This is a genomic window from Pseudomonas sp. KU26590, from assembly GCF_026153515.1.
Taxonomy (GTDB): Bacteria; Pseudomonadota; Gammaproteobacteria; order Pseudomonadales; family Pseudomonadaceae; genus Aquipseudomonas.
Map to the genome: position 1 here is coordinate 1785980 of NZ_CP110644.1, position 19066 is coordinate 1805045.

Annotated in this window: 13 protein-coding genes; 8 read left to right on the forward strand and 5 right to left on the reverse strand. The window is 61.3% G+C overall.

All coding sequences use genetic code 11. The annotated features are described in order from the left end of the window. Window positions 1-133: 133 nt before the first annotated feature. The gene (locus OKW98_RS08070) at window positions 134-1261 is read right to left on the reverse strand and encodes a branched-chain amino acid ABC transporter substrate-binding protein (protein ID WP_265388695.1); all 1128 of its coding nucleotides are present in this window, start codon (window positions 1259-1261) and stop codon (window positions 134-136) included. 327 nt (window positions 1262-1588) lie between these two features. Between OKW98_RS08070 and OKW98_RS08075 the strand changes: the two genes are divergently transcribed. Beyond that, window positions 1589-1888 (forward strand): DUF2288 domain-containing protein, encoded by a 300-nt coding sequence (locus OKW98_RS08075; RefSeq protein ID WP_265388696.1) that lies wholly within the window; start codon window positions 1589-1591, stop codon window positions 1886-1888. A 112-nt stretch (window positions 1889-2000) separates the two neighbouring features. Here the strand turns inward: OKW98_RS08075 and OKW98_RS08080 are convergent, their stop codons facing one another. After that, on the reverse strand, window positions 2001-2345 hold the full coding sequence (locus OKW98_RS08080; protein WP_265388697.1) for a YkgJ family cysteine cluster protein: 345 nt from the start codon (window positions 2343-2345) through the stop codon (window positions 2001-2003). A 340-nt stretch (window positions 2346-2685) separates the two neighbouring features. Between OKW98_RS08080 and OKW98_RS08085 the strand changes: the two genes are divergently transcribed. Beyond that, entirely contained in the window at window positions 2686-4041 is a 1356-nt protein-coding gene (locus tag OKW98_RS08085) for a spinster family MFS transporter (RefSeq protein WP_265388698.1), read from the forward strand. 149 nt (window positions 4042-4190) lie between these two features. Here the strand turns inward: OKW98_RS08085 and rapA are convergent, their stop codons facing one another. Continuing rightward, entirely contained in the window at window positions 4191-7037 is a 2847-nt protein-coding gene (gene rapA, locus OKW98_RS08090; protein ID WP_265388699.1) for an RNA polymerase-associated protein RapA, read from the reverse strand. 206 nt (window positions 7038-7243) lie between these two features. On the opposite strand from rapA, the gene OKW98_RS08095 reads away from it, so the two are divergent. The 3 genes from OKW98_RS08095 to ccoM all read left to right on the forward strand — a co-directional run bounded on the left by OKW98_RS08095 (window position 7244) and on the right by ccoM (window position 8070). After that, window positions 7244-7591, forward strand: a complete 348-nt coding sequence (locus OKW98_RS08095) for an aspartate-semialdehyde dehydrogenase (protein ID WP_265388700.1) — start codon at window positions 7244-7246, stop codon at window positions 7589-7591. A gap of 66 nt (window positions 7592-7657) precedes the next feature. Beyond that, the gene (locus OKW98_RS08100; protein WP_265388701.1) at window positions 7658-7819 is read left to right on the forward strand and encodes a hypothetical protein; all 162 of its coding nucleotides are present in this window, start codon (window positions 7658-7660) and stop codon (window positions 7817-7819) included. A gap of 134 nt (window positions 7820-7953) precedes the next feature. Next, window positions 7954-8070: a cytochrome c oxidase subunit CcoM gene (gene ccoM / locus OKW98_RS27325; protein ID WP_322114169.1), complete on the forward strand. Its 117-nt coding sequence runs from the start codon at window positions 7954-7956 to the stop codon at window positions 8068-8070. Window positions 8071-8506: 436 nt separating this feature from the next. Here the strand turns inward: ccoM and OKW98_RS08105 are convergent, their stop codons facing one another. Together OKW98_RS08105 and OKW98_RS08110 are read right to left on the reverse strand one after the other, a co-directional pair. Beyond that, window positions 8507-8977, reverse strand: coding sequence for a MaoC family dehydratase (locus OKW98_RS08105; RefSeq protein WP_074891661.1), 471 nt, complete (start codon window positions 8975-8977; stop codon window positions 8507-8509). Window positions 8978-9017: 40 nt separating this feature from the next. Continuing rightward, entirely contained in the window at window positions 9018-9962 is a 945-nt protein-coding gene (locus OKW98_RS08110; protein ID WP_265388702.1) for an alpha/beta hydrolase, read from the reverse strand. 227 nt (window positions 9963-10189) lie between these two features. Here OKW98_RS08110 and fadD2 point away from each other — a divergent pair, with 227 nt between their 5' ends. The 3 genes from fadD2 to hrpA all read left to right on the forward strand — a co-directional run bounded on the left by fadD2 (window position 10190) and on the right by hrpA (window position 18824). Then, window positions 10190-11878, forward strand: a complete 1689-nt coding sequence (gene fadD2 / locus OKW98_RS08115) for a long-chain-fatty-acid--CoA ligase FadD2 (RefSeq protein WP_265388703.1) — start codon at window positions 10190-10192, stop codon at window positions 11876-11878. 369 nt (window positions 11879-12247) lie between these two features. Further along, the gene (gene fadD1 / locus OKW98_RS08120; RefSeq protein ID WP_265388704.1) at window positions 12248-13945 is read left to right on the forward strand and encodes a long-chain-fatty-acid--CoA ligase FadD1; all 1698 of its coding nucleotides are present in this window, start codon (window positions 12248-12250) and stop codon (window positions 13943-13945) included. A 967-nt stretch (window positions 13946-14912) separates the two neighbouring features. Continuing rightward, on the forward strand, window positions 14913-18824 hold the full coding sequence (gene hrpA / locus OKW98_RS08125) for an ATP-dependent RNA helicase HrpA (protein ID WP_265388705.1): 3912 nt from the start codon (window positions 14913-14915) through the stop codon (window positions 18822-18824). Window positions 18825-19066: the final 242 nt, after the last annotated feature.

The following is a 19066-nucleotide window of genomic DNA, read 5'->3' on the forward strand; positions in this document are numbered from 1 at the left end:
CCGGCACGAGCCCAGTGGTTCACTGGTGCGGTTTCAAGATGTTCAGGGGTCGGAATTCTTGTGAAATTCGCTGCCCGGCTAAAACAAAGCCCACTGCGGTTGCAGTGGGCTTCGGGTAAGCATGAAGGCCGCGTTATTTCACAGGGGCTTCAGTCTTGGTGCCATCTTTGTGCCAGGTGTAAACGACGAATTTGAAGTCTTTCAGGTCACCCTTGTCGTCGAAAGACAGCTCACCGGTAGGGGTTTTGAAGGTACCGGCGTGAATGGCTGCAGCCACTTTGGCGGTGTCTTCGGACTTGGCGGTGGTGATCGCGTCAGCAATCACTTCCACAGCGGCGTAGGACGGGAACACGAACGGACCGCTCGGGTCTTCTTTCTTCGCGGCGAATGCATCAACCAGCGCCTTGTTGGAAGGATCCTGGTCGAAGGATTTCGGCAGAGTCACCAACAGACCTTCGGACGCGTCCTGAGCGATCTGCGAGATGGAAGCGTTGCCCACGCCTTCCGGACCCATGAAGCCGGCTTTCAGGCCTTTTTCCTGTGCCTGACGCAGGATCAGACCCAGCTCGGGGTGGTAGCCGCCGTAGTAGACGAAGTCGACGTTGGCTTGCTTCATCTTGGCGATCAGCGAAGAGAAGTCCTTGTCGCCGGCATTGATGCCTTCGAACAGGGCGACTTTCACGCCGTCTGCTTCCAGGGTCTTCTTGACGGCGGTGGCGATGCCTTCACCGTACTGCTGTTTGTCGTGGATGACCGCAACGATCTTCGGCTTGACCTGTTTGGCGATGTAGTCGCCGGCGGCCGGGCCCTGGGCGCTGTCCAGGCCGATGGTGCGGAAGATCATTTTGTAACCACGGGCAGTGATTTCCGGGCTGGTGGCAGCCGGGGTCACCATGATGATGCCTTCGTCTTCGTAGATGTCCGAAGCAGGCTGAGTGGAGCTGGAGCACAGGTGGCCGACCACGAACTTGACGCCGTCGTTGACCACTTTGTTGGCGACGGCGACCGCTTGTTTCGGGTCGCAGGCATCATCGTACTCAACGGCTTCAAGCTTCTTGCCGTCCACGCCGCCTTTGGCGTTGATCTGCTCGATGGCCATTTTGGCGCCGCTGAACTGCATGTCGCCGTATTGGGCCACAGCGCCGGTTTTCGGGCCGGCGATGCCGATCTTGATCGTGTCAGCTGCGAACGAGTGACTGGCGACCCCCGCCAGAACCAGTGCGGCAAACAGCTTGGAAATCTGATTCATACCCTTAGTCATGATGCTCCACTCTTGCGTTGTCGTTTTTATAATCCTGACGGCCAAAGCTGCAGGACGGGATTGAATCTCAAGGCTCCACCCCCAGCAACTGTACCGGAACAGTTTAGAGCGCCGGTCGAGCGCTTGAATAGCTGGCGGCGGGGGGCAAAGCCTGTGGATGTCGCTTAATCGACAGAAAGATACACAATCAAGCCGGCTGTTTTGCCCGGTCGGGCGACGAACCGGTCGGCTTGCGCGAACTTCCCTGCAATCAATCACTTGAATCCGGGTTTGTCGGTACGAAAGGCGGCGCTATCATTGCGCCGATTTCCAATACGGTGAAAACCCATGACGCAAGAACCTAGCACCCTCTATGCCAAACTGCTTGGCGAAACCGCTTCGATTACCTGGAGAGAATTGCAACCGTTCTTTGCGAAGGGTGCCCTGTTGTGGGTCGAGCCGACGCTGGATTTGATCGCTGTGGCGCAGGCATTTGCCGAGAACAGCGAGGCGCAGGTCGCGGCGTGGGTGAGCAGCGGGGAGGTCGGCAAGGTCTCTGAATCAAAGGCCCTGGATCTTTTGGAGCGCGATCCGCCGCTGTGGGCCGTCGTCGTCGCACCCTGGGTGTTGATCCACGAAAGGGCGTGACCCTCTTGGATGCTCGGTAATGGTGCGCCGGATGGTGGCAAAGTGGGTAGGGCAGTAACTGAAGGTGTGTCGCCGGTAGCAAAATCTCTCATTGAATTTGCGTGAGGTCGACTCACGCTGCCGCTGGAATAACCGGCGGCAAACCAAAAGCGGCCCGTGCCGCGTCGCAATGGCTGTTGTGCTCGCCATCTTCCCAGACGGGATCGAATTCGCGGCAGGTAGTCGCGCGCTGTTCATAGATAGAACAGCTGACCTTGACGCCGACTTCTCCGACCAGTGCAACGCACCGCGGCGACTTACAGTCGGTCCCGATCATTGCCACGCGGCTCGCGCTGATGCTCTCCACCAGCGCATCGGGCACTGTTCCTCCCGCCGATGCACATTCTCCCCAGAAAAACGAAACGCGAAATTGTGAGCAGCAGGCACCACAATTCAGACACGGGCTGACATCGGACATGGGTTAAAACCGAAGGGGAGGAGGGGCAATCTGCGGCTCATTCTAGGCTTCCCGTGGGCGCTGGGAAGTGGGTACGAGAAATATATCCTGAGGGTCGGGACGCCGGAGATGTCGGCCATACGATGCTGGATCAGGCCGGCTCTGTGCGTTCCCATGGTCGGGTATCAGCGGTGCGAATGTTTGCAGACAAGGCGCGGAGCGGGAACTACACAGATTGGGCGTGGATGTGTTTATCGCCACAGATCGGGGACCGCGCAAATCTCGCAGACCGGGACCGCTAGCCACGTGATCAGCCCGCTAGCCGAAGTCAGTCATCAATAACAAGAAAAGAGATCGACTCATGGATCATTCGACTCAGGCGGCGAACGCCTGGCGCGTTCTGTTTCTGCTGTTTCTGGCCAACCTGTTCAACTTCTTCGACCGCACGATCCCCGCGATCATCATCGAGCCCATTCGCAAGGAATGGTCGCTGAGCGATTTTCAGCTCGGCATCATCGGCACCGCCTTCACGCTGGTGTACGCAGTAGCCGGTTTGCCGTTGGGCCGCATGGCCGACAACGGCTCGCGGCGCAAGTTGATGGGCTGGGGCCTGGCGGTGTGGAGTGCGCTGACGGCGGTGAATGGGCTGGTCGGCAGCTTCTGGGGGTTTCTGCTGGTGCGCATGGGCGTCGGGATCGGTGAGGCCAGTTATGCGCCCGCCGCCAACTCACTGATCGGTGACCTGTTCCCGGCCCACCGCCGCGCCCGCGCCATGGGCATTTTCATGCTCGGCCTGCCGCTGGGGCTGTTGCTGGCGTTCTTCACCATCGGCGCGATGGTCCAGGCCTTCGGCAGTTGGCGCGCGCCGTTCTTCATCGCCGCAGTGCCGGGGCTGGTGCTGGCGCTGTTCATGTTCTTCATTCGCGAGCCGGCCCGAGGCGCTGCCGAAAGCGTGGCCATTTCCCAGGAAAAAATCCACCGGCCGATCCGCCGCTTATTGTCGATCCCCACGTTTCGCTGGCTGGTGCTCGCCGGCCTGGCGTTCAACTTCGCCACGTACGCGTGCAACTCGTTCATGGTGTCGATGCTGCAGCGCTACTTTTTACTCCCTCTGCAGGAAGCAGCGATGGCCACCGGCATGATCGTCGGCGTGACCGGTCTTGTTGGCCTGACCGTCGGCGGCTGGGTGGCGGACAAGCTGCATCAACGCTGGAGCAACGGCCGCCTGATGTTTGCCGCCATGAGCATGGTGGTCGCAACGCTGTGTACCGGTTACGCGCTGCACGCCGGGCGCATCGAGATCGGCGTGTTCGTCGGGGTGTTCAGCCTCGGCTGGCTGTTCTCCTACAACTTCTACACCTGCGTTTACACCGCGATCCAGGACGTGGTGCAGCCCCGGCTGCGTGCGACGGCCATGGCGCTGTTTTTTGCCGGTTTGTATCTGTTGGGTGGTGGCCTGGGGCCGGTGGTGGTGGGCTTGCTGTCGGACCATTTCGCTCACTCGGCCATGTACGCCGCGCAGGTCGAGCAGATGACCGAACCGTTCAAGGCGGTGGGGCTGCACGATGCGATGTACTTGATACCGGTGGCGCTGTTTTTCGCGCTGGTCTTTCTGGCGAAGGCGTCGACGTGTTTCAGCGCCGATGCGTTGCGGATGCGCGAGGGGATGGTGGCGGATGAGCCGGTGGGGCAGGGGGTGAGGCCGTCGGCGGCGTAGATGTCAGGTTGAGTGCAGGCCTGTAGGAGAGTGGCTTGTCCCGCGATCGCGGTGTGTCAATTACAGATGCGGTAACTGACACACCGCAATCGCGGGCAAGCGCGCTCCTACAGGTTGTGTGTTCGCCGCATGAGCTGCGGCGAACCTGATTAACCTGCTACCAACACCCGGATCGCTTCCAGGCGCAGCGCGGCTTTTTCCAGCATGGCCAGGCCTTGCTCACGTTGTTCGCGCAACGCCGCCAGTTCGCTGTCGCGCACGGTTGGGTTGACCGCTTGCAACGCGGTCAACCGCGCGAGCTCTTCGTCGGTGTCTGCCGCCAGGCGTCGCTGCGCCTCGGCCACACGTTCAGCGTGCTTCGGCGCGATCTTGCTTTCGGCGGCGTTGATCTGCGGGTTGAGCACGTCGCGCTGGGCCTGGATGAACTTGTTGGCGCTGGCCCGGGGCACGCTCTCCAGCTGATCATTCAAGGTGAGGAAGGACACGCGGCCCGACAGGTCGTTGCCGTTGCCGTCCAGCAGGCAACGCAGCGCAGCCGGCGGCAGGTAGCGGCCCAGTTGCAGCGAGCGCGGCGCGACTACTTCACTGACGTAGAGCAATTCCAGCAACACGGTGCCGGGTTTCAGCGCCTTGTTCTTGATCAATGCCACGGCGGTGTTGCCCATCGAGCCGGACAGCACGAGATCCATGCCGCCCTGCACCATCGGGTGCTCCCAGGTGATGAACTGCATGTCTTCGCGGGACAGCGCCTGATTACGGTCGTAGGTAATGGTAACGCCTTCGTCGTCGCCCAGCGGGAAGCTGGCGTCGAGCATCTTCTCGCTCGGCCGCAGGATCAGTGCGTTCTCCGAGTGGTCCTCGCTGTCGATGCCGAACGCGTCGAACAGGGTTTCCATGTAGATCGGCAGGGTGAATTGATCGTCCTGCTCGAGGATGGCTTCGACCAGCGCCTCGCCTTCGCCCGCGCCGCCGGAGTTCAGCTCCAGCAGACGGTCGCGGCCAGTGTGCAATTCGCTTTCCAGGCGCACGCGCTCGTTACGAGCCTCGGTCACCAGGGCCTGCCAGTCGTCCTCGTCGCCGCCTTCCAGCTGCGGCAACAGGCGCGGGCCGAACGTGTGTTGCAGCGCGTTGCCGGTCGGGCAGGTGTTGAGGAATGCGTTGAGGGCCTCGTGATACCACTGGAACAGCCGCTCTTGCGGGCTGGTTTCCAGATACGGCACGTGCAGCTCGATGATGTGCTTCTGGCCGATCCGGTCCAGACGCCCGATCCGCTGCTCCAGCAGGTCCGGGTGCGCAGGCAGGTCGAACAGCACCAGATGATGGGAGAACTGGAAGTTGCGGCCTTCACTGCCGATTTCCGAACAGATCAGCACCTGGGCGCCGAATTCTTCGTCGGCGAAGTAGGCTGCCGCGCGGTCACGCTCGAGGATGTTCATGCCTTCGTGGAAGACCGTCGCCGGTATGCCGGAGCGCACGCGCAGGGCGTCTTCCAGGTCCATCGCGGTTTCGGCATGGGCGCAGATGACCAGCACCTTCACGCGCTTGAGCATTTTCAGGGTGTCGATCAGCCATTCAACGCGCGGATCGAAGCGCCACCAGCGTTCTTCTTCGCTCAGCTCGCTCTGGGCCTGGAAGCTGACTTCCGGGTACAGGTCGGCGTGTTCGCCAATCGGCAGCTCCAGGTATTCAGCCGGGCAGGGCAGGGGGTACGGGTGCAGCTTGCGCTCCGGGAACCCTTGCACGGCAGCGCGGGTGTTGCGGAACAGCACGCGGCCGGTGCCGTGACGGTCCAGCAGTTCGCGGATCAGGCGGGCGCTGGCTTCGGCGTCGCCGGCGGCAACCGCGGTCAGCAGCGCTTCGGCTTCGGCGCCGAGGAAACCACGGATGGTCTCATTGGCCTTGGGCGACAGCGTGCCTTTATCGAGCAGCTCCTGAACGGCTTCGGCCACCGGGCGATAGTTTTCGCTCTCGGCGCGGAAGGCGTGCAGGTCGTGAAAACGGTTCGGGTCCAGCAGGCGCAGACGGGCAAAGTGGCTGTCCTGACCGAGCTGCTCGGGGGTTGCCGTCAGCAGCAGCACACCGGGAATGACTTCGGCCAGTTGCTCGACCAGCGAGTATTCGCGGCTGGCCTTTTCTTCGTGCCAGACCAAGTGGTGGGCTTCGTCGACGACCAGCATGTCCCAGCCCGCCGCAAACAGGGCGTCCTGGGCTTTTTCGTCTTCAACCAGCCATTCCAGCGACACCAGCGCCAGTTGCGTGTCTTCGAACGGGTTGCCGGCATCGCTTTCGATGAAGCGTTCGGCGTCGAACAGCGCGACCTGCAGGTTGAAGCGGCGGCGCATTTCGACCAGCCACTGGTGCTGCAGGTTTTCCGGCACCAGGATCAGCACGCGGTTGGCGCGGCCCGACAGCAATTGGCGGTGGATGACCAGACCGGCTTCGATGGTTTTGCCCAGCCCCACTTCGTCCGCCAGCAAGACCCGCGGCGCGATACGGTCAGCGACTTCGCGGGCGATGTGCAACTGGTGCGCGATCGGTTGCGCGCGCACGCCACCCAGGCCCCACAGCGAGGACTGCAGCTGGCGGCTGGTGTGTTCGAGGGTGTGGTAACGCAGGGAGAACCACGGTAGAGGGTCGATCTGCCCGGCGAACAGGCGGTCGGTGGCCAGGCGGAACTGGATGAAGTTCGACAGCTGGGTTTCCGGCAGGGTCACGGGCTGGTTTTGCGCGTTGAGGCCGTGGTAGACCAGCAGGCCGTCGACGTCGTCGACTTCGCGGACGGTCATCTTCCAGTTTTCGAAGTGGGTGATGGTGTCACCCGGCGAGAAGCGCACCCGCGTCAGCGGCGCATTGCGCAAAGCATACTGGCGCGTGTCGCCAGTGGCCGGATAGAGCACGGTCAACAAGCGGCCGTCCTGTGCCAGAACGGTGCCCAAACCCAGCTCGGCTTCGCTGTCGCTAATCCAGCGTTGCCCCGGTTGATACTGCTGCGACATGCTGCCTGACTCCCGCCTTGAAAAAGCCGACTATGTTAACGGAACAAGGCGCCCAGGCCAAAGCCACATTGTAAAAACGCCCGGATATAGTGAGTGGCGCGCCTGGCGTGGGCACTTGCTGGGAAAAACATAGTCGAAACTCGCGCTTGAATCGGCTCAAGTCGACGAAACGGCAGCCGACAGCTTGATAACAGGAGACCATTACCATGCTGCCACCGCTGATTCCACTGAGCGCGGCCCCCGTGACTTCGCAGCTGGACCCGGTCAAACCCACCCCGGATATCCCGCCGGTAACGCCGATTCAAAAGAGTTCGAGCGAAACCAACATCGACATGGGCGAACGTGACCGCGAGCAGGCCGAATTGCTGCTGCGCGAAGAACAACGCCGCCATCAACGCCGCCGCAGCGACCGGCGCGTGGCTGACCGCCATCCCGATCTTGAAGAAGGCCCGGCCATCCCCGGGGATTTCCTCAATGCCGACGACACCGTGCCGGTGGTGCCGATCATCGACGACGAGCCGCGCCAGGGTTTGTGGGTCGATCTGAAAGTCTGAGGCGCTGGTCAGCGCCGCTTTGATTGCGCATTATTGGCGGCAACAGCTATATACGAGCGATACGCCATGAGCGATGACGGAAAACTGGTCGACCTGAGCGCCGAACGCGCCAAGCGTGTTCACGACCTCAATGACAAACGGCTGAACGAAGTACGAAGCGCTTTCGAGCAGGCCATGCCGCTGGGCAAGGGCAGGAAGAAAGCCAAGAGCAAACCGAAAAAACGCTGACCCTGCCTTCCGTTCGTCCCCCGTCTGCCGGCCGCTGTTTGCGATCCACGCCGGCATTGACCTGAGTCAATTCCTCCCGCCGCCCCTCTGGTTAATCTGCGCCCATCAAACAGGTTCGGGCAGAAGGAGTGCGCATGTTTCTCGACCACGCAGTGATAGCCGGCGTCATGACGGTGGGGCTGATGATGGCGATTTACTCGTGCGTCGGGCTGTTCATCTGGAAAGACTCACCCCGGCGCGGAAGACGCTGAGTTTTCTATACAAAGAGCACGCAAGGCATTTTGGGCAACTTCGGTTGCCCATTTTTTTTATGTGCTGATTGCTGCGGCATTTGCTGCCGGATACGGAATAAAAATGCTCTGCGCGCGCCGGCATCTTCTGATGCGCATCAATCTATTCCGTTGATACCGGCTTGCTGGCGAACCCGATCGTCCCTACACCCACGCGGCGGCTGAACAAATGCGTTCGCCAGCAAGGTGGAGCGCAACCCCGGCGGCTCCTACGGATCTGTGCAGGTCGCAGGTATAGCGTTAACGCTAATCCAGCCGGATCTATGCATGGCGCAGGTTTCAGCGTTAACGCCAATCCAGTGCAGGAGCGCGCTTGCCCGCGATGGCGGTGGGTCATTCAGCACAGCAGTCTCTGAACAAATGCGTTCGCCAGCAAGTTGGTATCTACAGAACCGCGTCAGCCGACGGTGATGGGCGGCAGCTCGGCCAGGGTCACGGTCTGCAGCTTGCGTGGCGCGAGGATCTCGGCCTCGCCATCCACCACCAGCTCATCGTTCTGGTTGAACACGCGAGTGGCGATGCGCACGCGGAATTTCGGCAGTTTCTCGAGGATTTCCAGGCGCACGGTCAAGGTGTCGCCGATCTTCACCGGCTTCTGGAAGGTCATCTGCTGGCCCAGGTAAATCGTGCCCGGGCCAGGCAGTTCGCAGGCCACCGCCGCGCTGATCAATGCGCCGCTGAACATGCCGTGGGCAATGCGATCCTTGAACATGCTTTTGGCCGCGAACTCGGCGTCCAGGTGCACCGGGTTGCGGTCGCCGGACATCTCTGCAAACAGCTGGATGTGACGCTCTTCGACGGTTTGGCTGTAGCTGGCAGTCTGACCGACTTCGAGGGCTTCGTACGGCGTGTTGGTGACTTGGGTCATGGGGTGTCCTGTGACATTTAGGAAAGATGAACCACTGACGTCATTCGCTGCGGCGCGGCCTTGACTGTTGCAGCGCCTGTTCTAGCCAGGCGAGCAGGTCACGGGTGACTTCTTCACGATTGATCTCGTGGAAAATCTCGTGACGCGCCTGCGGATAGACCTTCAGCGTAACAAACGGGTGGTCGGTGCCGCTCAGAGCGTCGGCCAGATGCGTGAGACGCTTGCCATCGCTCACCGGATCACATTCGCCCCCGATAATCAGGATCGGCAATCCGGGATCAATCTGCGCCAGGTTCGAACGCTTGCTGATCTGCTGCAGGCCGCCGAGCAGGTCCAGCCACAATTGATTGGTGCAGCGAAAGCCGCACAGCGGGTCGTTGCTGTAGGCGTCGACCTCGGCCGGGTCGCGGTTGAGCCAGTCAAAGCAGGTGCGCACAGGCTTGAAGCGTTTGTTGAAAGAACCGAACGACAGGTGTTCGATCAGCGCGCTGCGCCCGGTCGGGCCTTGCCGCCAGCGCTCCATTCGGGCGACCAGGGCCGCCGAGCGGTAGAACGTGACGGGGTGGTAATTCGAGCCGCTGAGGATCGCGCCCTGCAAACTGGCGCTGTGGTGCAGCAAATAACCCTGGGCAATGTAGCTGCCCATGCTGTGACCCAGCAGGAACACCGGCACCCCCGGATGGCGCACCGCAATCGACGCTTTGAGTGTGGCGAGGTCCCCGACCACTTTGTTCCAGCCGTCCTGATCGGCGTAATGACCCAGGGTGCCATAGGTCGCGGAATGGCCGTGGCCACGCTGATCGGCGGCATACAAGGCGAAACCTGCCCGCATCAATGCCATGCCCAGTCTGTCATAGCGCCCGCCATGCTCAGCCATGCCGTGGGAAAGCAGGATCACCGCCCGGGCATTGCCCATCGGCCTCCAGGCATGCACGTAGAGGCGGCTGTGATCTTGAGCGTCCAGCCAAAAAGCTTCGTGTTCCATCGCGTTTCCCTGGCCCTTGTAAAAAGTTGTCTCAAAAAACGCAGTGGCGAGCGCTTCGCTTGAGTGTATAGCGGTAGCCGGATGGCAGGCTGGTTACCCGCAAGATTCACACCGGTGATGACGTGGCGACGACTATTTGCCTTCTATGCCATAGCTGCTAACGTCCGGCAAACGCCCGTTTTAAATACCACGGGGCCAGCACACTCAGGTAAGAGGATAAAAACAACATGCAACCTGACTTCTGGAACGACAAGCGCCCCGCTGGCGTTCTTTCTGAGGTAGACCTTCAGGCGTACTCATCGGTGGTGGAGGTGTTCGAGCGCAGTTGCCGCCAGTACGGCGATCGGCCGGCCTACAGCAACATGGGTGTCACCCTGAGCTACGCCGAGCTTGAGCGCCAATCGGCAGCGTTTGCCGGTTACCTGCAACAGCAGACTGACCTCAAACCCGGCGACCGCATCGCTGTGCAGATGCCCAACCTGATCCAGTACCCCATCGCCGTGTTCGGTGCCATGCGCGCCGGCCTGATCGTCGTCAACACCAACCCGCTGTACACCGCCCGGGAAATGCGCCATCAATTCAAGGATTCCGGCGCGCGCGCACTGGTCTACCTCAACGTCTTCGGCAAGAACGTGCAGGAGGTGCTGCCGGACACCGACATTCAGTACCTCATCGAAGTGAAGATGGGCGACATGCAGTCGGCGGCCAAAGGCTGGCTGATCAATACGGTGGTCGAGAAGGTCAAGAAGCTGGTGCCTGCGTACCACTTGCCACAGGCAATCCCGTTTAAACGCGTGCTTGAACTGGGTAAGGGCGATCGTCTGCAGCACGTGCCGTTGGCGCTGAATGACGTCGCCGTGTTGCAGTATACCGGCGGCACCACCGGTTCGCCGAAAGGGGCAATGCTGACCCACGGCAATCTGGTCGCCAACATGCAGCAGGTCTATGCCTGCATGCTCCAGCATGGGCCCGACGGGCTGCCGATCTTCAAGCAGGGCAGCGAGATCATGGTAGCGCCGCTGCCGCTTTATCACATCTATGCGTTCACCTGTAATTGCATGTGCATGATGGTCAGCGGCAATCACAACCTGTTGATCACCAACCCGCGGGACATCGGCGGCTTCATCAAGGAGCTGAAGAAGTGGAAGTTTTCGGCGATGATCGGCCTCAACACGCTGTTCGTGGCGCTGATGGAGCATCCCGAATTCAAGCAGCTGGATTTCTCGACGTTGCGCCTGACCAATTCCGGCGGCACCGCGCTGGTCAAGGCCACCGCCGAACGCTGGGTGCAGCTGACCGGCTGCCCGATTGTCGAGGGCTACGGCCTGACCGAAACTTCCCCCGTCGCCACCGCCAATCCCTATGGCAATCAGTCCCGGCTGGGCACGGTGGGCATGCCGGTGCCAGGCACCACGGCGAAGGTCATCAGCGACGACGGGGTCGAACTGCCCGTGGGGGAGCGCGGCGAGCTGTGCCTCAAGGGGCCGCAGATCATGCTCGGTTACTGGAACAAGCCGGAGGCCACCGCCGAAGTGCTGGACGGCGAAGGCTGGCTGAAAACCGGCGACGTCGCGGTGATCGACCCGGACGGGTTCATTCGCATCGTGGATCGCAAGAAGGACCTGATCATCGTTTCGGGCTTCAACGTCTACCCGAACGAGATCGAAGACGTGGTCTCGCGGCATCCGAAAGTGGCGAACTGTGCGGTGATCGGCGTTCCGGACGACCGTTCGGGCGAAGCTGTGAAGCTGTTCGTGGTGCCGAGGGATGCAACGCTGACCAGCGAGGAGTTGAAGGCATACTGCAAGGAGAACTTCACCGGCTACAAGATTCCCAAGCAGATCGTGCTGCGTGAGTCGTTGCCGATGACGCCGGTGGGGAAAATCCTGCGGCGGGAGTTGCGGGATATCGCCTGATCCGGCATCGCCTGGCCCCATAAGCGTTTACCCACAGCTTTTTACCTGACAAAACGGCGTGATGATCACGCCGTTTTTTTTGCCTGGTGTTTTGCGTTAGGGTTTTTTCAGACCGTGTAAACGAACATCACGTAAGACATTTCCGACATTTAGGTTCATTACTCTAAACGTGACCGTTGCATATTCAAGAGTCAGATATGTGACTGGAGAGCCCGCTTTAGGCTCTAGGCGGCCTCTGGCAAAGCTGATACGCTCGCCCCGCTTTTTGTACCATCGGTCAACAAAAAGTGGTTACTACAAAATTCCAAACACAAGAAATCATCGCATTAAGCGGTGTGTAGAAACGCTGTCGCTGAGGAGTCGGCTTTTATGCTCGAAAACTTCTGGAAGGATAAATATCCGACAGGTATCGCCGCCGATATCGATCCGGATCAGTATCCGAACGTACAGGCCGTATTGAAACAGTCCTGCGAGCGCTTCGCCAAAAAACCTGCGTTCAGCAACCTGGGCAAGACCCTCACCTACGGCGAAATGTACGCGCTGTCCGGCGCCTTCGCGGCGTATCTGCAACAGCACACCGACCTGCAACCGGGCGATCGCATCGCCGTGCAGTTGCCCAACGTGTTGCAGTACCCGGTCGCGGTGTTCGGCGCCATTCGTGCCGGGCTCATCGTGGTCAACACCAACCCGCTGTACACCGCGCGGGAAATGGAACACCAATTCAACGACTCCGGCGCCAAGGCGCTGGTCTGCCTGGCGAACATGGCGCACCTGGCCGAGAAGGTCGTGCCCAAGACTGGCATCAAGCACATCATCGTCACCGAAGTCGCCGACCTGCTGCCGCCGCTCAAGCGCCTGCTGGTCAACAGCGTCATCAAGTACGTGAAGAAGATGGTGCCGCCGTTCCACTTGCCCAAGGCGGTGAAATTCAACGACGTGCTGGCCAAGGGTCACGGTCAGCCGGTGCGGGATGTTTCGCCCAACGGCGACGACGTCGCGGTGCTGCAATACACCGGCGGCACCACTGGCGTGGCCAAGGGCGCGATGCTCACCCATCGCAACCTGATCGCCAACATGCTGCAGTGCCGGGCGTTGATGGCGGCCAACCTCAACGAAGGCACGGAGATTCTGATCACGCCGTTGCCGCTGTACCACATCTATGCGTTCACCTTTCACTGCATGGCGATGATGCTGAGCGGCAACCACAACGTGCTGATCAGCAACCCGCGTGATCTGTCGGCGATGGTGAAAGAGCTGTCGAAGTGGAAGTTCTCCGGCTTCGTCGGGCTCAACACGCTGTTCGTCGCGCTGTGCAATAACGCCGACTTCCGCCAGCTGGATTTCTCCTCGCTCAAACTCACCCTGTCGGGCGGCATGGCGCTGCAAACGGCGGCGGCCGAGCGCTGGAAAGAAGTGACCGGCTGCTCGATCTGCGAAGGCTACGGCATGACGGAAACCAGCCCGGTTGCGTCGGTTAACCCGTTCCAGAAGATCCAGATGGGCACCATCGGCATTCCCGTGCCCTCGACCCTGTGCAAGACCATTAACGACGCGGGCGAAGAGCTGCCGTTGGGTGAAGTGGGCGAGCTGTGCATCAAGGGCCCGCAGGTGATGAAGGGCTACTGGCAAAACCAGGCCGCCACCGACGAGATGCTCGATGCCGACGGTTGGTTGAAGACCGGTGACATCGCGATCATCCAGCCGGATGGCTACATGCGCATCGTTGATCGCAAGAAGGACATGATTCTGGTCTCCGGCTTCAACGTGTACCCGAACGAACTGGAAGACGTGTTGGCGACCTTGCCGGGCGTCCTGCAGTGCGCGGCCATCGGTCTGCCGGACGAGAAATCCGGCGAGGCGATCAAGCTGTTTGTGGTGTGCAAGCCGGGCACGACCCTGAGCAAGGATCAGGTGATGGAGCACATGCGCGCCAACGTCACTGCTTATAAAGTGCCGCGCAGCGTGGAATTCCGCGACGCCCTGCCGACCACCAACGTCGGCAAGATCCTGCGCCGCGAATTGCGCGACGAAGAGCTGAAAAAGCTGGCGCTGAAAAAGCCGGCGTAAGTCAGCGCTCATCACCACAGCCCCCGCCAGCGTGGTCGGCCTAACGGCCTATCGGCCTCGGGTTTCGCCTTCGGCGAGTTACTTGATAAAGCCCCAAGTAACCAAGGGCTTTTGCTCCTGGTTGGGCCCCGACTTCGTCGGGGTTCCTTCACTCCGGTCCCGCTCCGTGGGCCCGCGCCGAACGGACATCCATGTCCTGACGGCGCTCTCGCCGCATCCATGGGGCTCGGCCCACTGCGCGAGACCTGCGCTCAGCCTGCACCCAAGTCGCGTTTGGCAGTGACTGGACTTTTTGCGTCCGAAGATCAAAAGCGGATCACAAGCTTCCCGGCTGAAGCCGGTCCTACAGACCTACTGCGCACCCACTGTAGGACCGGCTTCAGCCGGGAAGAGGTCGGTGTGATCGCCACATATTTTACTCAATGCACACGCTGCTCTTGGTGGGACCGGCTTCAGCCGGGAAGAGGTCGGTGTGATCGCCACATATTTTACTCAATGCACGCGCTGCTCTTAGTGGGACCGGCTTTAGCCGGGAAGAGGTCGGTGTGATCGCCACATATTTTACTCAATGCACGCGCTGCTCTTGGTGGGACCGGCTTCAGCCGGGAAGAGGTCGGTGTGATCGCCACATATTTTACTCAATGCACGCGCTGCTCTTGGTGGGACCGGCTTTAGCCGGGAAGAGGTCGGTGTGATCGCCACATATTTTACTCAATGCACGCGCTGCTCTTGGTGGGACCGGCTTTAGCCGGGAAGAGGCCCGCATGACCACGATTAATCTTTTTGGCATAAACCCTCCATGTGGAAGCCGTCACGACCTCGTGGGAGCGACAGGGGTGGCGCTCCACATTGCGCGCGAGGACTTACACCCCGCCCGTGAATGCCTTTGCGCCACAGACCTGCCTCCACCCCACCAAATCTGCGACAATCCGCGCCCTGCATTCAGATAGAAAGATTCCGCGCCCTGATGACCGACGATTCGACTTCCATCGACCACCTCTTCAAGAGCCTCGACCACGCGATGATCAGCGATCGTCATCGCTTGCGCCGGCAATTGCATGAGCTGCGCAAGAAACCGGACGAGACGAAGCTGGCGCAGTGGGTCGAGCGCGTGCAGGCGTCCTGTGCGCGGGTGGTCAATCGCGCGCACAGCGTGCCGACCCTGCGCTACGACGAAAACCTGCCCATCGCCGCCAAGCGCGACGAGATCAAGAAAGCGATTCTTGAGCATCAGGTGTTGATCATCGCTGGCGAGACCGGGTCGGGCAAAACCACTCAGTTGCCGAAGATCTGCCTGGAAATCGGTCGCGGTCAGCACGGTCTGATTGGCCACACCCAGCCGCGTCGCATCGCAGCGCGCAGCGTCGGCAGCCGGGTCGCCGAGGAAATCGGCACGCCGCTGGGCGGGCTGGTGGGTTATCAGGTGCGCTTCGAAGATCAGAGCGACGAGAACACCCTGATCAAGCTGATGACCGACGGCATCCTGCTCGCCGAAACCCAGCACGACCGCTATCTTGAGCGCTACGACACGATCATCGTCGACGAAGCCCACGAACGCAGCCTGAACATCGACTTCCTGCTCGGCTATCTGAAAACCCTGCTGCCCCGTCGCCCGGACCTCAAGGTCATCATCACCTCGGCGACCATCGACCTCGAACGCTTCTCGGAGCATTTCGACAAGGCGCCGGTCATTGAAGTCTCGGGCCGAACCTTTCCGGTGGAAACCTGGTACCGGCCGATGACGGCCCAGCAGGACGAAGAGGGCAACAGCGTCGAGGAAGACCTGACGGTCGATCAGGCGATTCTCGCCACGCTGGACGAGCTGGCCGCCTTCGAACGCAGCGAGCGCAAGTCCCCCGGCGATGTGCTGGTGTTTCTGCCCGGCGAGCGGGAAATCCGTGACGCCGCTGAAATGCTACGCAAGGCGCAACTCAAGCACACCGAAATCCTGCCGCTGTACGCGCGCCTGTCGCCGGCCGAGCAGCAACGCATCTTCCAGTCGCACCCGGGCCGTCGCGTGGTGCTGGCGACCAACGTTGCCGAAACCTCGCTGACCGTGCCGGGTATTCGCTACGTCATCGACACCGGCACCGCGCGCATCAGCCGCTACAGCTACCGCGCCAAGGTTCAGCGACTGCCCATCGAAGCGATTTCCCAGGCCAGTGCCAATCAGCGCAAGGGCCGTTGCGGTCGGGTCGAACCGGGGCTGTGCGTGCGCCTGTACAGCGAAGAGGATTTCCTCTCGCGGCCTGAATTCACCGATCCGGAGATCCTGCGCACCAACCTTGCCGCGGTCATCCTGCAGATGCTGCACCTGCGTCTGGGTCAGATCACCGATTTCCCGTTCATCGAGCCGCCGGACGGCAAGGCGATCAGCGACGGCTTCAACCTGTTGCAGGAGCTGTCGGCGGTCGACCGCGAGAACAACCTGACGCCGATGGGCCGACAACTGGCGCGCCTGCCGGTGGACCCGCGCATGGGCCGCATGTTGCTCGAAGCGGCGAAGCAGGGCAGCTTGCAGGAAGTGCTCATTGTCGCCAGCGCCATGTCGATTCAGGACCCGCGCGAGCGTCCGCCGGAGCGTCAGCAGGCTGCCGACCAAGCCCACGCCCAGTGGAAAGATCAGGACTCCGACTTCGCCGGGCTGGTCAATCTGTGGCGTGGTTTCGAAGAACAGCGCCAGGCCCTGACCGCCAGTCCGCTGCGTAACTGGTGCCGGCGTAATTTCCTCAATTACCTGCGTCTCCGGGAATGGCGTGACTCCCATCGTCAGCTCAGCCTGATCTGCCGCGACTTGCAACTGACCGTCAATAAAGAGCCGGCCGATTTTCCGAAATTCCACAAAGCGGTGCTCTCGGGACTGCTCAGTCAGATCGGTCAGAAGACCGAAGACGGCGACTACCTGGGCGCGCGTCAGCGACGCTTCTGGGTGCATCCGTCTTCCGGGCTGGGGCGCAAGCGCCCGCAATGGATCATGGCCGCCGAGTTGGTGGAAACCACCAAGCTGTATGCGCGCATGGTGGCGAAGATCGAGCCGGACTGGATCGAGCCGCTTGCCGGGCACCTGATCAAGAAAAACCACTTCGAGCCCCATTGGGAAAAGAAGCGCGGCCAGGTCGTTGCCTTCGAGCAGATCACCCTGTTCGGCCTCATCGTCGTTGGCCGTCGGCCGGTGCATTTCGGGCCGATCGATCCGGTGGTGTCCCGCGAGTTCTTCATCCGCGAAGGGCTGGTGCGCGGTGAAATCCAGTCCCGGGCCAAATGCCTCGCGGCCAACGCCCAGTTGCTGGAGCAGCTCGACGAACTGGAAGCCAAAGCGCGTCGCCGCGACATTCTGGCCGACGAAGAAACCCTGTACCGCTATTACGACGAACGCTTGCCGGCGGATATTCACCAGACCGCGACCTTCGACGCCTGGTACCGGATGGAGAGCCAGAAGAACCCGCAGCTGCTGATCATGCGCGAGGAAGATGTCCTCGCCCGCGAAGCCAGCGAGGTCACGGCCAATCAGTACCCGGACACCTTGCGTCTGGGCGAACTGACCCTGTCGTTGACCTACCACTTCGAGCCCAACCACCCTCGTGACGGCGTGACCCTGCGCGTGCCGGCACCGCTGTTGCTGTCGTTGCCGGCCGAGCGCCTGGAATGGCTGGTGCCGGGGCTGCTGGAAACCAAATGCGTGGCGCTGGTGCGCAATCTGCCCAAGGCGTTGCGCAAGAATTTCGTGCCGGTGCCGGACTTCGTTAAAGCCGCGTTGCAGCGGATGGTCTTCGCCGAAGGCTCGTTGCCTCAGTCGTTGGGCCGTGAGTTGTTGCGCATGACCGGCGTGCGGGTGACCGACGAAGCCTGGGCGGAAGCTGCGCAGCAGGTGGAAAACCACCTGAAAATGAACCTTGAGGTGGTCGACGCCAACGGCAAGTTCCTCGGTGAAGGCCGTGAGCTGGATGAGCTGACCGCGCGTTTCGCCGAAGCCGGACAGGCGGCATTGGCGGTGCCGCAGTCGGCGAAAGGTCAGCAGCCGGTTGAGGCCAAGGGCTTTGCGGCGGTGGCCGAGAAGACTCAGCAGCAGATCGCCGGGCTGTCGATGACGGTGTATCCGGCGCTGGTGGAAGAGGGCGGTGCGGTCAAGGAAGGGCGCTTCTCGACCCAGGCCGAGGCCGAATACCAGCACCGTCGAGCGCTGCAACGGCTGTTGTTGCAGCAACTGGCCGAGCCGACCAAGTTCCTGCGCAGCAAGTTGCCGGGTCAGACCGAGCTGGCCTTGCTGTACCGCGACCTGGGTCGGGTCGATGGGCTGATCGAAGACATCCTGCTGGCGAGCCTCGACAGCTGCATCCTTGAGGGCGAAACGATATTGCCGCGAGATGGCGCCGGGCTGCTGTCGCTGGCTGAGCGCAAGCGCGGCGGTCTGACCGAGCATGCCGAGCGGCTGGCGAGGCTGACGCTGGAGATTCTCAAGCTGTGGCATGGCCTGCAAAAGCGTTTCAAGGGCAAGATCGACCTGGCCCAGGCCGTGGCGCTGAACGACATCAAGGGTCAGCTGAGCAAACTGGTCTATCCCGGGTTCGTCCGCGAAACACCGGCGGTGTGGCTCAAGGAATTGCCGCGTTACCTCAAGGCCATTGAGATCCGTCTTGAGAAACTCGGCAGCCAGGCACAGAAAGACCGGGTCTGGAGCATCGAGCTGGGCAATCTCTGGGCGCAGTACCAGACCCGCGCCGACAAACATGCCCAGGAAGGCAAGCGTGACCCTGAGCTGGTGGTGTATCGCTGGTGGCTGGAGGAATACCGCGTCTCGCTGTTCGCGCAGCAGCTGGGGACCAAAGTGCCGATCTCTGACAAGCGCCTGAACAAGCAGTGGACCCAGGTCGAGGGGTGATGCCTTAACGGTCCTGCATTCAGCGCAAATCCTTGTCTTGATCGGGATCTATTGTAGGAGCGCGCTTGCCCGCGAATCGCGGTGTGTCAGGCGACTCATATGCCACCGACAGACCCCATTCGCGGGCAAGCGCGCTCCTACAGTGGATCTCCAGCATCCAACCGAATATCGGAGCGGCCTGTGGGGCAGGGATGACTGCCCCGTTCGTGTCACCCGATAGCGCGAAATGGCGGCCGTTATGG

Bases quoted from the DNA above. Each gene is read 5' to 3' on its own strand.
- OKW98_RS08070 (WP_265388695.1), bottom strand. From the start codon at position 1,261: ATGACTAAGGGTATGAATCAGATTTCCAAGCTGTTTGCCGCACTGGTT.
- OKW98_RS08075 (WP_265388696.1), top strand. From the start codon at position 1,589: ATGACGCAAGAACCTAGCACCCTCTATGCCAAACTGCTTGGCGAAACC.
- OKW98_RS08080 (WP_265388697.1), bottom strand. From the start codon at position 2,345: ATGTCCGATGTCAGCCCGTGTCTGAATTGTGGTGCCTGCTGCTCACAA.
- OKW98_RS08085 (WP_265388698.1), top strand. From the start codon at position 2,686: ATGGATCATTCGACTCAGGCGGCGAACGCCTGGCGCGTTCTGTTTCTG.
- rapA (WP_265388699.1), bottom strand. From the start codon at position 7,037: ATGTCGCAGCAGTATCAACCGGGGCAACGCTGGATTAGCGACAGCGAA.
- OKW98_RS08095 (WP_265388700.1), top strand. From the start codon at position 7,244: ATGCTGCCACCGCTGATTCCACTGAGCGCGGCCCCCGTGACTTCGCAG.
- OKW98_RS08100 (WP_265388701.1), top strand. From the start codon at position 7,658: ATGAGCGATGACGGAAAACTGGTCGACCTGAGCGCCGAACGCGCCAAG.
- ccoM (WP_322114169.1), top strand. From the start codon at position 7,954: ATGTTTCTCGACCACGCAGTGATAGCCGGCGTCATGACGGTGGGGCTG.
- OKW98_RS08105 (WP_074891661.1), bottom strand. From the start codon at position 8,977: ATGACCCAAGTCACCAACACGCCGTACGAAGCCCTCGAAGTCGGTCAG.
- OKW98_RS08110 (WP_265388702.1), bottom strand. From the start codon at position 9,962: ATGGAACACGAAGCTTTTTGGCTGGACGCTCAAGATCACAGCCGCCTC.
- fadD2 (WP_265388703.1), top strand. From the start codon at position 10,190: ATGCAACCTGACTTCTGGAACGACAAGCGCCCCGCTGGCGTTCTTTCT.
- fadD1 (WP_265388704.1), top strand. From the start codon at position 12,248: ATGCTCGAAAACTTCTGGAAGGATAAATATCCGACAGGTATCGCCGCC.
- hrpA (WP_265388705.1), top strand. From the start codon at position 14,913: ATGACCGACGATTCGACTTCCATCGACCACCTCTTCAAGAGCCTCGAC.